Source organism: Deinococcus budaensis (assembly GCF_014201885.1).
Taxonomy (GTDB): domain Bacteria; phylum Deinococcota; class Deinococci; order Deinococcales; family Deinococcaceae; genus Deinococcus; species Deinococcus budaensis.
Genome location: NZ_JACHFN010000013.1, coordinates 41571 through 54654 on the forward strand (window position 1 = coordinate 41571; position 13084 = coordinate 54654).

Annotated in this window: 9 protein-coding genes; 5 read left to right on the forward strand and 4 right to left on the reverse strand. The window is 66.4% G+C overall.

Annotation, left to right across the window (positions count from 1 at the left end; all coding sequences use genetic code 11):
• The first annotated feature begins 156 nt into the window (after window positions 1-156).
• Complete coding sequence (locus HNQ09_RS14745) at window positions 157-555, forward strand: hypothetical protein (protein ID WP_184030846.1); 399 nt, start codon at window positions 157-159, stop codon at window positions 553-555.
• Window positions 555-2018 carry a toll/interleukin-1 receptor domain-containing protein gene (locus tag HNQ09_RS14750; protein WP_184030847.1) on the forward strand — a complete coding sequence of 488 codons (1464 nt, stop codon included), beginning with the start codon at window positions 555-557 and terminating at the stop codon, window positions 2016-2018. Before HNQ09_RS14745 ends, HNQ09_RS14750 begins: the two co-directional genes overlap by 1 nt.
• 712 nt (window positions 2019-2730) lie before the next feature.
• Here HNQ09_RS14750 and HNQ09_RS14755 read toward each other — a convergent pair.
• The gene (locus HNQ09_RS14755) at window positions 2731-2874 is read right to left on the reverse strand and encodes a hypothetical protein (RefSeq protein WP_184030849.1); all 144 of its coding nucleotides are present in this window, start codon (window positions 2872-2874) and stop codon (window positions 2731-2733) included.
• Window positions 2852-3193: a hypothetical protein gene (locus HNQ09_RS14760; RefSeq protein ID WP_184030851.1), complete on the reverse strand. Its 342-nt coding sequence runs from the start codon at window positions 3191-3193 to the stop codon at window positions 2852-2854. The genes HNQ09_RS14755 and HNQ09_RS14760 overlap by 23 nt, the downstream gene beginning before the upstream one ends.
• Window positions 3194-3772: 579 nt before the next feature.
• On the opposite strand from HNQ09_RS14760, the gene HNQ09_RS14765 reads away from it, so the two are divergent.
• Window positions 3773-5134 (forward strand): tyrosine-type recombinase/integrase, encoded by a 1362-nt coding sequence (locus tag HNQ09_RS14765; protein ID WP_184030853.1) that lies wholly within the window; start codon window positions 3773-3775, stop codon window positions 5132-5134.
• A gap of 132 nt (window positions 5135-5266) precedes the next feature.
• A complete protein-coding gene (locus HNQ09_RS14770) occupies window positions 5267-6241 on the forward strand; it encodes a tyrosine-type recombinase/integrase (protein ID WP_184030855.1) in 975 nt (324 codons plus the stop codon).
• A gap of 34 nt (window positions 6242-6275) precedes the next feature.
• Here the strand turns inward: HNQ09_RS14770 and HNQ09_RS14775 are convergent, their stop codons facing one another.
• Entirely contained in the window at window positions 6276-9002 is a 2727-nt protein-coding gene (locus HNQ09_RS14775) for a DEAD/DEAH box helicase (RefSeq protein WP_221269875.1), read from the reverse strand.
• 68 nt (window positions 9003-9070) lie between these two features.
• A complete protein-coding gene (locus tag HNQ09_RS14780; RefSeq protein WP_184030857.1) occupies window positions 9071-9514 on the reverse strand; it encodes a hypothetical protein in 444 nt (147 codons plus the stop codon).
• A gap of 2268 nt (window positions 9515-11782) precedes the next feature.
• On the opposite strand from HNQ09_RS14780, the gene HNQ09_RS14785 reads away from it, so the two are divergent.
• Complete coding sequence (locus HNQ09_RS14785; RefSeq protein ID WP_184030859.1) at window positions 11783-12142, forward strand: hypothetical protein; 360 nt, start codon at window positions 11783-11785, stop codon at window positions 12140-12142.
• Window positions 12143-13084 lie beyond the last annotated feature (942 nt).

Here is a 13084-nt window from a genome sequence, read left to right on the forward strand (position 1 = left end):
CCCGGGGCCGTGAGATGACTCCGGTGTGCTGCGTGGTCATCCGGTACAAAGGGGGCCAACCCATCACGTGGGCTGTCAATCCTGTAGAGGAAGCGTTGTCCGTCCAATGGGCAGGTCACGCCGCCAGCCATTCGAACTCCGCCTATCCTGACCCGGATGGCCGAAGAGTTGGAAAAGCAATTGAAATCCCTGGAGTTGTTACAGGGGATCATCAGCCGTCTCTCCGGGCACGGCTTTCTGTTGAAGGGCTGGGCCGTCACCCTGACGGTCGGGTTGCTCACCTTCGCTGGTGCGACGGGCCAGGCCCGGCTGGCGGCCCTGGCCGGCGTACCGACCCTGATGTTCTGGATGCTGGACGCCTACTTCCTCACGCGGGAGCACGAGTACCGCCGCCGTTTCGAGGCGTTGAGACTCGGCCGTGCCGAGCCCTTCGACTTCCAGTTGCGGCCGCTCGACGCGCGGTCCTGGGCGAGGGCCATGTTCTCCCGCACGCTGGGTCTTTTTTATGGCCTGCTGGTCGCGGTGACGCTGCTCCTGGCCATGGACGTGGTGTGATGACCTGGCGCGACGAGCTTGCACGGCATCTTGAGGGCCTCCAGCCGGTGTTGAGGCGCCGCACGCCGGAGCGGTTCGACAAGTCCGGCAGGGCCGAGAGGCTGAAAGCGGACATTCAGACCTGGAATCGCCGGGCGGTGCAGTTGCTGGGGCAGGCCCCCCAGGGGGCGAAGGTGGTTGCCGAGTTCCGCGCGCTCGGCCACATGAGGTTCACCACGCTGAAGGACGTGCAGGCCCAGTTGCGGCTGCGGGGTCAGGTCGTCGAGAGGCTGCTCGGCACGGCACGACGCGGAACGCCACCGCCAAAACACTCCAGCCTCAAGATCCGGAAGAGGAGCGCCGGAAGCTACCGGTACGCCTTCTGCCTGACGTTCGCTGGCGAGGACCGGGAGTTCGCGGCCGCCGTGAACCGTGGCCTCAGACGCAGGCGCTACCCGACCTTCTTTGATCAGAACAAGGAGGCAAGAACCCGCCTTCTGGGCGAGGCGGGTCCAGATGTCCTGCACGAGGTGTTCTACCGCGAGTCGGAGCTCTGTCTGATGTTCGTCTCGAGGGCGTACAAGGAGAACGTGTGGCCTGGCGTTGAGCGCAGGAGCGCCCAGGCCCGCGATGCGCAGCAGGGAGGCGGCTACATCATCCCGATCCGGATCGACGAGACGGAGCTGCCCGGGATGCCCCACACCATCGGATACCTGCAGAAACGCCAGGGGGCCGCAAGGATCGTCGGTGAAGTCATCGACAAGTTGAATGCCGCCCGGGCGGGGCGTGGCCAGCTGCCGGGCACCAGTCCTGCGGGACCGACCAGGACCAAATCTCGCCCCGCCCCCAAGCGCACCACCGGTCACCTCGTGCTGCTCGAAGACCACGTGTACTTCGCCCACCAGGTGAGGCGGGGCGACGACCTGACGGTAGAGGTGAAGGCGAAGACCCAAGAGCAGCTCGCCAGGCTGAGGACCATCGGTGAAAAGAAGGGGTCGTGGACGACGATTCCCTTCGCCGAGCACCTGACGGGAAGAGATGTCCAGGTCGTGGACTACGAGGAGGTGACGGACCGGGCAGGCAGAACGACGGTCACGCTCCAGCTGAGGCCCTCGCGAAACGCATCCTCCGGGGTTCACTTCGGAGTCCTAGCCCAGGAGTCAGAACACCTTATCCGGCAAGTGCTCACGGGACGGCCACCAACCACGGGCTGGACGACCCTTCCCACCGACGTTCAGCAGGGGGTCGTCGCTCTCGCGGCCCGGAGCCGTGGAAGTCCCGCGGAGACGGCCCAACTCGCGCAACTGCTCGCCGTCTACTCCCTTCAGAAGCTGGGGCTCGTCGCGGCCATCAGGGTACTCGACGTTCGTGCCCGGGGCAGGACCGTGGCGGTGGAGTTCACCGGTGAGATCCGAACGGGCGCCTTCGGACAGACCGATTCAGAAATCAGGCTGCGGGAGGTCGTTCCGCTGCCCGACCGGTAAAGCTGCTGCCTGTACGGCGTCTGCGAGTCTTGGGGATGCTCGGCCCAGGTGAGGGCGCTCATCCAGCCGGTGTGCCTTCGCCCTCTTGAACCGCCCCTCCTTTTCCAAGCCTCCCTCCCGCTCCTTCCGGCCGTCCCCCCGCCCGGTCAGCTTGAGCGCCATTCGCACCCCACACCCCGGGTGCCGGTGACCTGGTCGCAATCAGCCTGCTGAAGCGGGTGCACTCCTGCGGCGTGGCTGGCCCTCCACGGCCTGCGCTGAGCGCCAAGGCAAGACAACCTCTTCGAGCTGACCTCGAACGTCGCGCTGGACCAGCGGCTGCTAGGAGGAACAGTCAGATCGTCTGCGGACGCCGTTCGGGAGGACGGATGGCTCCTCCCATCTGGGCCGTGCCAGGAAGAAGTGCCTTCAGAAATCTGTCTAGGCAGGGACCGGAGAAGATCACTTCCCTGGCTCGCTCACCCAGAAGCCTGTTTCTCACCAGCCAGACGAAACGGGGACCGGGCTGAGGGAGCTGTACCTTCACGCCGCCTAGCATGCTCCAGGCCAGAAAGGTGTTCAGGCCCTGGCGGTAGCTCGTGAGGGTGTAGTTACTGACCTTCGAGCCCCGGCTGCCTCGCATCACCAAGAAGGCCGCGAAGAGGGACCGCAGGCCCACCTCGTCATTGTCTCTCGCCCAGGCCACCGCCCGTCGGCGCAGTTCGTCCGGCTCCTACCGGGTCAGCCCCTCGGCGCGGAAGGCGAGGTCCAAGCGGTAGGCCATCAGCTCCAGGAACATGGAAAAAGCACAGCGGGGGCGGCCCGGCGCCGCCCGCACCCCCGCCCGCTCCGCTTCAGCGGCCGTAGTTGTCGTCAATCCATTGCCGGAGAGAGCGGACGTACCCCTCGCGGTCCGGCAACTGGTTGTCCTCAACGTCCTCGATAACGTCCTCGATGGCGGACTGCACGAGCGTGCGCGACCAGTTCAGAACGCCCGTCACCTTCCGAAACTGGGACCACTCAGTGGCCTTTTCCGGCGAGGGGGCCGTCACGTAGCGCGTCGTCTCGGGTCCAGGGTGGTCCACTCCGGTCACCGCCCACATCTGGTCGCCCTGATTGTGGGGGTCAATCAGCCACAGCGCCTGCTGATGCAACACGGTCCCCAGTTCTTCTTCGCGGTAATAGGTCTTGGACATCGTTCCTCCGGCCTCCACCCTCGCTGATCAGCTGGGAGCGGCGGATGAGAGCTGCTCCCATTAGTCTTCCCCATCTTCAGAACTCCACCGACTACATCGGCAACCACCTCTGAAACCATCATTTTCTAGAACGAGTAGAGCCTGCTGCCCGATATTTCCCTCGACAGCAAGGCACTACTCGAAAGTGAGAGCGACGTGTGGCATCGCCGCATGATTGCCCAGATGATTCGAGACGGACTTGGGTGCCATGGTGACGGATGGAGGATGAGTCAATCGATCAGGCGGGCCATGCTTACCTCCTGAGTAACCCATTGTCGGCACTGTGAAGGTGTCTTAGCTGGGGGCGGGGCTTCAAGACCCATTGCGCTGTAAGAAGGCTGGGCCTCCAAAACGCCCTCTGAATCAACCAGAAGCTCATTTCATTTGGCTAAGGGCAAATTTGGCTGTTTTTCGTCGATAGCAACGGTATTTATTCGACTTCGGCTCGCTATCACGCAATCGGTCTTCAGTCGCTAGACCTGGTGAGACTGGACTGACACTTCTGTAGAGGGCCTCATCGCACTGTGACATTCCGTTGGAATGACGATCAGAAGACGCGTTGGCGAAGGCACCGTCCATCCTGTGGTCCTAAATGACCGCGTCGTCAGCTACCGGGGGCTGGCGAGCTACCGGGACCCCGTTACCGGGAAACAGCGCCGCCGATCAGTGAGCCGCAAGACCCGCGCGGAGGCGGAACGGGCCCTCGCGGCCCTGCTGCGCACCCTTCCGAAGGCGAAGCCGGTGAGGCGCCGCACGGCCACCCCACCCACCTTGCCGCCAGCCAGGGAGTCTGACTCCCTGCACGCCTTCCTGCTGCGCTGGCTGGCCTACAAGGAACGCGACGTGCGGCCCTCCACCTACCGCAACTACGTCCAGGCCCTGTTCCCGGTGCTCCCTACCCTCGGAGCGCGTCCCCTCGCCGGGCTTCAGGTGCTCGAGGTCGAGGAGATGGTGCAGACCCTGCACCGACAGAACGGTCCCCGTGGAGCCGGGCGGTCGCTGCACATCCTGCGGATGGCGCTGCGGCAGGCGGTGCGCTGGCAACTCGTGCCGCTCAACGTGGCGGAGAACGTCCGCAAGCCGAAGGTGGTGCGGCAGGAGACCCTGGTGTGGACCCCGGCGCAGGCCGCGAGGTTTCTGAAGGTGGCGCAGGGGCACCGCCTCTACCCCCTCTTCGCACTGGCGCTGAGCACCGGGATGCGCCGGGGCGAACTGCTGGCCCTGCACTGGGGAAACGTCGACCTGGAAGGCCGCGAGATCACCGTCCGGCACAACCTGGTCAAGGACGCGGCCGGGCACTACGGCATCGGACAGCCGAAGACCGACGCCGGGTACCGCCGCATCCTGCTGGCCGAGGACACGGTCGATCTGCTGAAGGAGCATGCACAGCGGGAACAGCGGGGGAAGCGGACACCTCGTCCCACCGACCTGGTGTTCACGGCGGCTTCTGGAAACCATGTGCAGGGCCGTCACCTCGACCGGACCTACCGAGCTCTGATGGAGGAGGCCGGTGTGCCGCGGCTGCGCTTTCACGACCTGCGGCACACGGCGGCGAGCCTGCTGATCCGCCGGGGCGTGCCGCCCAAGGTGGTGGCGGACCGCCTGGGGCATGCCGATGCCAGCTTTACCCTGAAGGTGTACACGCACCTGTATGACGACCAGCGGGCGGCAGGAGCCCTGTCCCTGGCAGACCTCCTGGAGACGGGAAGCGAGGGACAGGGCTCCATCCCACGGCCCACATCAGCGGCTGACCTGAGCCAGGTGCTGGAAGCTCTGAAGCAACTCCATCAGGCCCTGGGCACCTTCCTTGAAACGGCACCGGAGTGGGCGGCGACAGTTGTCGGAGCAGTGGATCGAGCATGTACCCCGAAGGCAGATCCCAACTGCCTGCGAAAGCCATGAATACAGCCCATCCTGAAACAAGCCTGTGAGCGCTGAAAAAGTGCTTCGTATGCGGTCCTTTGACTCTCATGCGACGAAAGGTTGTTTAGGTTTCCCTGGCACCTGTCTAGAAAACTCAGTTACAGTGGAGCCATGACCAGTTTCGAGATCATGGTGGCCCGGCTTGATCTGGTAGGCACCGCTCAACGTGTCGCCACCATGGACCTCAACGACCGCAAACGGCTGATGTTGCGGGCTGTTCAAGAGCATGATCTCGAAGGCCTCTGGGAGCTGGTGCGCTCCTACCTGGTGCTTCACGGTCGCCGGGGGACGAAGATCAGCCCGGCGACCCTTCGGAAGTACAAGGCGTGTCTGCGCACCTACTGGACCTGGGCCGACGAGCACGGCGTCTCACTGACCCGGCCCCACCCCGACTCGGGCCACGCCTTCCTCCGCCACCTCGAGGGTCAGGGGATGGTCAAAACGTCGGTGGGGGGCTATCTCGCGGCCTGCCGTGCCCTCTATGAGACCCTGCACTGGTCGGGCATCCGTGAGGACGACCCCTTCAAGCTCACCCGGCCCACCCAGGATCCACGGTCTCCCCTGCTGAAGGGCAAGCCCTACACTCTGGAGGAGATTGAGCGGCTGCTGGCGGTCGCGGACGCTGAAGGGGCGGTGGTCATCACCCTGGGCGCAGACTGTGGTCTACGGAATGCGGAGATCGCGAGCCTGCGCCGAAAAGACGTCCATCTGCACCTCGACCCGCCCACGGTGCTGGTGCAGGGGAAAGGGGCCAAGACACGGGAGGTCGTTCTCTCGCGCCGGGCAGAGGCCGCCCTGCGGGGCTGGTTAGACCAGACAGCGCATCTCCCCCACCCGCTCGTCCTGATTGCCAACTCGACGGACCGGGTTCAAGACATTGTGCGCCGGATGTGCGTCCGGGCCGGCGTTCCCTGGGAAAAGCGCAAGGTTCATGGGCTGCGCCGCACCGCCGGGACGCGTGCCTATACCGAAAGCCGCGACCTGCTGGACACTCGGGATTTCCTGGGCCACAGCCAGGCTGCCACCACCGAGGTCTACATCCACTACGCCCGGGCGCAGGACAAGGCCGTCAACCGCGACTGGTAAGAGCCAGGTCTGGGCCGGTCCATGAGATGGCCTCTCACGACCGGGCGAGTTGGTCATCTGCAGCGACGCCTGCTTTCGGCACCGGCGTCGGTCCCCAGGCCACACCAGTCACCGCGTACCCCGCGGGATGCAGCTCGTCACTCGAGCCCCGGGCCAGGAGGTCGTGCAACCGGCGCTCGAAGCCCGGCCAGGCTCCGGCATCCAAGGTGGGCTCCCCCGGCTCGTCGGACGCAGGCTGGAGCAGCCACGCGCTGAATTCCGGCGGGTTGACCTCCACCTCTTCCCCCTGGCGCCGCAGCACGGCGTAGCTCTCACTGAGGGGGCGACCGCGGTCGTCCTGCCAGCGCAGCACGGCGCAGGCCGTGCCGCCTCCGGACAGTGCGGTCTGGGCGACCTGCCCACTGAAGGCGTACTCCCCGGCCATCTCGAACAGCACCTTCAACAGCCGAGAGCTGCTGTCAAGGAGCAGGGCCTTCGCGGTGCGCGCCAGGGTGCGTTCGAAGGCGACGCGCTGGTTCTGCTTGAGGCCGAGCTGGTCTTGCAGGTCTTCCGGCAGCTTGATCTCCCAGACCTGTTCCCCGTACAGGCGGTGGCTGACCGTCACGCCCAGCTGGGCGAACATGCCTTCTACGAAGGCGGTCAGGTGCTCCTCGCCTATGGGCAGCTCGCCACGCAGGGCCGCGGGGTCGAAACCACTGGAGAAGCGCAGGAGGTCGGTCTGTTGCTGTGCGGACTGGCGTGCCCGTTCTAGCGCCTCCTCGATACGGTCCTGGGTCCGCTGCGGCGTGTAGGCGGCCGCCTCAGCCAGAATCTTGTCCACCTCCAAGAAACTGGCGAGTTCACCGACGATGTCCTCGCGCAGCCCCTCACGGTACTCGTCAGCCACCCCGGCCATGTCGGCGGCCACGGTTTCCAGGCGGCCATACATCTGCAGCAGGATGTCGTCGTCGAGGCTCCCCTGCACGTTCAGGTTGAAGACCACCACCGGCCTCTCCTGCCCGTAGCGGTACAGACGACCCACCCGCTGCACCAGACGCATCGGGTTCCACGGCAGGTCGTAGTTGACCAGGATGTGACAGCGGCGCTGGAGGTTGAAGCCCTCGCCGCCCGCCTCGGTAGACACCAGGAACTGCCCAGCCTCCTCGAAATGGTCGATGGAAGCTGTCCGCTCCTCCAGGGACTGTCCTCCGTGGATCACGTCCACCCGGCCCGGCGCGAGGCTTTGGAGGGCCGCGACGAGGTAGTCCTGGGTCGAGCGGTACTCGGTGAAGATCAGCACGCGCTCGTCCGGGTTGGTTCGCAGGACGCTCTCCAGCAGGGTACCGGTGAAGGCGTACAGTTTGGTGTCGTGGGCGCGCAAGTGGCGCGCCAGCGTGATCAGCCCCTCCAGCATCTCCGTCTCGCCGGAGAAAAACTCCGTGCGGCCCCCGGTGACCTCCTCCTCACGCTCCACGAAGGGGCTCCCCTCCTCGACCTCCACTTCTGGTGCCCCGGCTTCTTCACGCAGCTGGGTGTGCAGGCGCACGAGCCGCCGTTCCAGGGCGCCCTGGATGGCCGCCACGCTGGACGCGGCGAGCTTGCGGTAGATGGTCATCACGAAGCCGATGGCGAGGTTGCGCTGCCCGCCCCGTCGGCTGGCCTCGTAGCCGTGGCGCAGGTAGCGGCGCAGCGCGCGGTCAAAGGCCTCCTCCTCCCCACTCTGCGGCGCGGCAACCGTGTGGGTGACCTTGCCTTTGAAAATGAAGTTGCCGTGCGCATCGGTCACGTCGGCCTTGCGATTACGGATCACCATGCCCGAGAGAAGCTGTGGCTCCATCCGCAGCTGGGCGATGCGCTCGCGCCAAACCGGGCCAGGCCGCAGCAGCTCCAGGAGCGCTTCGAAGCGGTCAAGGTCGCCCTGGTGTGGCGTGCCGCTGAGCAGCAGGACGTTTTCGGTCAGGCCCCGCAGCATGGAGGCGAGGTGGTAGCGCTCGGAGGTCTGGTAGGTCAGGCCATAGAGGCTGCGCGAGAGGCGGTGCGCCTCGTCGAACACCACCATGTCCCAGCGTCCCGACTGCCGGATCAGATCCAGGTGCCGTTCATGCTTGAAGCGGTCCATCGAACCGATGACCACCTCATAGAGCGGCCACTGCGCCGGGTCACTGATCTCAAAGTCACGGCCATAGATCACGGCTTGCCCTATCCCGAAGCGGGTGCGCAGTTCAGCCTGCCACTGCCGGGTCAGGCCCGCAGGCACCACCAGCAGGAAGCGCCGCAGGCCCTGCTGCCGAAGGGCCGAGAGCAGCAGGCCCACCTCGATGGTTTTCCCCAGCCCGACGTCGTCGGCGATCAGCCAGTTGAGGTTCCCGCTCTGGAGGATGCGGCGCACGAGGTGCAGCTGGTGCGGCAGCGGGTCGATGTCCACCTGCGCCAGCGCTCCCGTCGTCCGGTGCCAGTGCTGAAGGGCCAGCGCGAGTTGACGCAGGCGGAAGCGCTCGGCGAATCCGCCGGGGGGCCGGACGCCCGCCTCGACCATCGACCGGGCGCTCCAGATCGGGACGAGGTTTTCCCAGGGCAGCCAGTGGCGCTCAGCCCCTTCCCAGAACTCGACGAGGGCCTGCTCGCGGCCCCCCAGGGTGCGCAGCTCGAGGACGTGGCCCTCCCCCAGTGAAGGGCGCAGGCTGCGTGGCTGCTCCTGCACAGCCTGGCCGACCGGCAGGCCGCAGCGCACGTCCTGTCGGGCCACCCGCGCCGAGCGGCCATCTGGCCACGTGACGGTCAAGCGCCCCCCCTCGTGGCCGGTAACGGTGCCCACCTCTGCGTTCCGTGCATGCAGGACGTACGCGCCAACTACCGGGAGAAGCATCGCGCCTCCTGGGCACACAGCCAGTACTCGAGGTCCACGTCCGGGTCGGCCCTACCCAGGATGGCCCCGAGGCGCTGGGCGAAGGCCGGCAACGACCGCTTGGAGCAGGCCCACTCGGCGTACTCGTAAAGCCGCTCGATCAGGATGATCATCTCATCGAGGCAGGGCACCCCCGCCGAGCGGCGGATCAGGGCCAGCCCCAGGCCCCAGGGCAGGCTGTCGTAGCGGCTGGTATAGGGCGACTGAAAGTGGATCTGGTCATGCCAGTAGGCGCGCAGTTGCAGCATCAACTCGAACTCCTCGGGCGTCATGCCGCACGCGATCTCGCGCTCGATGCTCGCGCGCAGCTGCCCCCACTTTTCCCGGTCGAGGGCGTCGGCAAGTGCCAGGAAGCCCCGTCTCCAGTTGTACTGTTCGCTGATGCGCACGGCCTCGCGCTCGGCCCGCTGGCGCTTGGACAGGCGTTTGGATGGCGTCGCGGGTTCAGGTGCGGCGGGTGTTGCTGGCCGAGGTTGCCCTGGGAGCGCCGGGCCGGGCATACGAACCCGGATGGGTGGCAGGGGAGGTGTGATCACCGTTCCAGGCAGGGACGGTACACCAGGAAGTGCTGGGGCGGCCAGTGCCACGTGCCTGCCGGCCACCCCCGGAGGGGGAAGGCTGGGCAAGTTCATGATGGGCGTACCGGGAGACGGAGCCGCTGCCGAAGCTCGGGAGGGTGGAGGCAAGAGAGGCGGCAGAGGTACGCTCAGCGCGGCGGAGGGAAGAGGCGGCCCTGGTAGGGCTTGCTTCACTGGTTGCGCTTCTGCTCGGCCTCCGGGTTGGCTGATCGGGCGTCCTTGCCGCACAGTCGGCCCGGCCGGGGACACAGGGGCTGAAGCAGCGGCTCTGCCTGGTGCTGCCCCGGCCTGCTCAAGAGCCTGCCGCAGCCCGGTGACGCTCCGCGCCTCGGCAGGCCATCCGGACCAGAGCAGCCCCATCTCGACCTCAAGACGTTCTGCCTCCCGCTGCGCCCCATGCCACTCGGACCAGAGAAGCTGACCCCTGGCGCGCTCTGACCACAGAGTTTCCCAGTACCCGGGACGGCGTGGGAGACCATACTTCCGGCAGACCTCTGCCCAGGCTGCCTCCCACCGCGGCTCCGTCGGTAGAGCGGGGCCGGAACGCCCGGCCTTCTCCGCACTGCGCTGCTCGGCCACAAGCTGCCGCCACTCTGCTTCCAGAGGAGCCACCCTCATCCGGAAGTTCTGTTCCTCCTGGTCGATCAGACCGTCGATGTCCCCTGGCGCAGGAGCGGGTTCGAAGCCGAGGGCCAGCGCTTTGGCGTTGTAGGCCTGCTGGGCTACCGATAAGCGCCGTTGCACTCGCTGCCAACTGGCGACCACCTGTTCAGCGCCGACGACCCCCAGAGCCAGTGGACGCAGCAACCGCAAGGGCTCCAGTTTGGCAGCGGCCCGTTCCCTTTCCGCCTGAACAGCGTCGTCGACCGCTCGCCGCCGGTCCTCAAGGCTAAACGGCTGGCCCTGCTCCGCCTGCTTCCAGGCTGCGAAGGCCAGCTCCACTTCGGGCGGCAGTGGTTCACTGACGAGTTGCCCCAACTGCAGCCCGTCCAGCCCCCTCCCGGCCCAGGCGTCGACGTTCTTGTGTGCCCGGGCAGCCTGAGCAGTGGCAGCGGCATGCTTCCTCAACAGAGCGCGGGCCACTTCCACCTGCTCGGGAAGCAGGGAGGCAGGGTTGCTGACCACCCTTGCCCCGGTCGTGGTTCTCGCAGTGGAGGTGGAAGGCGGAACGCTGTGGCCTTCTGCGGGATTCCTGACTTTACCGGGCCGGACATCGGAACCCCCGGCGGCTGTTTCCTCCCGGCGAGAACCCAGTTGTCCTCCACCGGGCAGGGCAGGTGCAGGCACAGGAGACGCAGGTTTCGGAGAGGGACCGTGACTTGGAGGTGCCTGCCATGCAGGCATAGGCGGGGGGAACACAGCCGCTGTCGCCTCGCATTCCTGCCGACCCTGTTGCGGTTTCGCGGGCGCGGCTCCCCCGACCTCCTCGGTAGCCTGGCGGAGGCCAGCGAGGTTCTGGGCTTCCGCAGGCCACGTCTCCCACAGGGCCGCCATCTCGTCTTCCCGCGCCTGCATCCTTGTCCGTGCCTGCTCCCACTGCTCCCAGAGGGACTGGGCTTTGGCGCGGCTGGCCCATAGACGCTGCCAGTGTTCCGGCTGAGCCGGGACGCCCAGGGTGCGGCGCAGGTCTGTCCAGGCGGCTTCCCACTGGAGGGTGCGGCGCTCCAGGTCGTCCTTCCCACGCGGCCCAGCCAGTTTCTTTGGTGAACCCTGGCTAAGGGTCTCCCAGTCAGCCATCGCCCGTTCCAGCGCGGGTGGCAGCGGCCGACTCACCAGCGCGGCCAGTTGCAGGGCGTTGACCCCCGGTCTGGCCCACTCCTGCAGGGCCTCCTGACACATGGCGGCTTGTGCCATTGCCCCCGCGTGCTGTACCAACAGGCCACGCGCGGTTGGCGTTTGCTCAGGTGCCAACAGCGGGAAGGGGGCGGCCCCTGGACTCTGTCGCCCTGCTTCCGGGAGGACGCTCCTCACTGCGTGGTGCGGACGCGGTGTGACAGTTCCAACGGGCGCGACAACCTCCGACGTCTTCTGGGCCGCAGCTGCCTTGTCCTCTCGTTCCCTGGCCTGCCGGGCCGCCTCTTGCAGGCGGTGCTGCTCGGCCCGGAGACGTTCCTGCTTGACACGCTCCTCGGCGATCAGTGTGGCCGACCGCTGCTGCAAAGCCGTCAGGAGACTTGCCCGGTAGCTCCGCTCCCCCGTGAGGCGTGCAGCTTCTCGTTCCCTGGCCTGCCGGGCCTCCTCTTGCAGGCGGTGCTGCTCGGCCCGGAGACGTTCCTGCTTGACACGCTCCTCGGTGGCACGCTCGACCAGCCGACTCTGCAAGCTGGCAAGCAGAGCCGCCTGCTGCTCTCTCTCTCTTGCCCGGCGTGTAGCCTCCGCCACCGCCGCTTGCTGACGGACCAGCGCCGCTTCCTCGATCCGTGGAAGCCACTGACGTAAGGCTTCAACCTCCCGCAGTTCGGCAGGCCAGTGGAACCAGTACGGGGCGAGCAGGCTGACCGCATCCTGAAGATCATGGCTGGCCTGTCGAGAGGCCAGCCACAGAGCCTGGGCCGCTTCTCGCTGTTCCCACAGCTCTTTCCAGAGAGACCAGTCTTCAGGAACACCGTACCGCTGGTGCAGGTCACGCCAGGTCGCTTCCAGGCGAGAACGTTGACGGTGCAAAGCTGCCCGGGATGAGAGCGTCTGGTCGCCGAGTCGTCGGATGGCGTCCTCGAGTGCTTGCTTCTCAGCCTCCCTCTGTTGCTGCCTGATCTGCTGGCTATGGATCTCCCGCTCCAGAAGCAGAGAAACCTCCTCAGGACGGAGATCCAGCCGGAGGTTCAGGCTGTTGACTTTGCGGCGATAGGTGCTTGCCGTCTCGTCCCGGGCATGTTGAGCCTGATCGACCTCCCTCTGCAGGGCAGCGGCTCGGCCGGAGACGGTACTCCATAAGCCGGCCAGCTTACGGCCGCGCTGCTCAGCCTGCTGACCAAGCAGCACCGCCAAGCGATGCTGGGTCGCGATAAGGTTCGCGGCCAGTGGGAGCAACTGATGCAGGCCGAGCAGGCTGGCCTCCGCTGCTGCATGTTCCTGCTGCCCTCGCTCGTTCAGAGCCCTAAGGCGCTGGCGGAGCTCCCGTTGCTTGCCCAGCCCATCCTGCTCGACTTGCCCTGCGGAGAGCTCCTGAACCTGGAGGGACTGCCCGTCTGCCAGGCCCTGCTGGAGTTCTGTAGGCAGCGGCCCACTGGCCAGGGCTCCCAACTGCACACCATCCAGATCAGGGCCAGCCCAGCTCTGCAAAGCCGCCAAGGTTCGGTTGACCCTGGCGGCGGCCTCGTCGTGCTGCCTCAACAGGCCACGTATCTCCCCGATCTGCTCCAAGGTCGTGACCGGGATGAA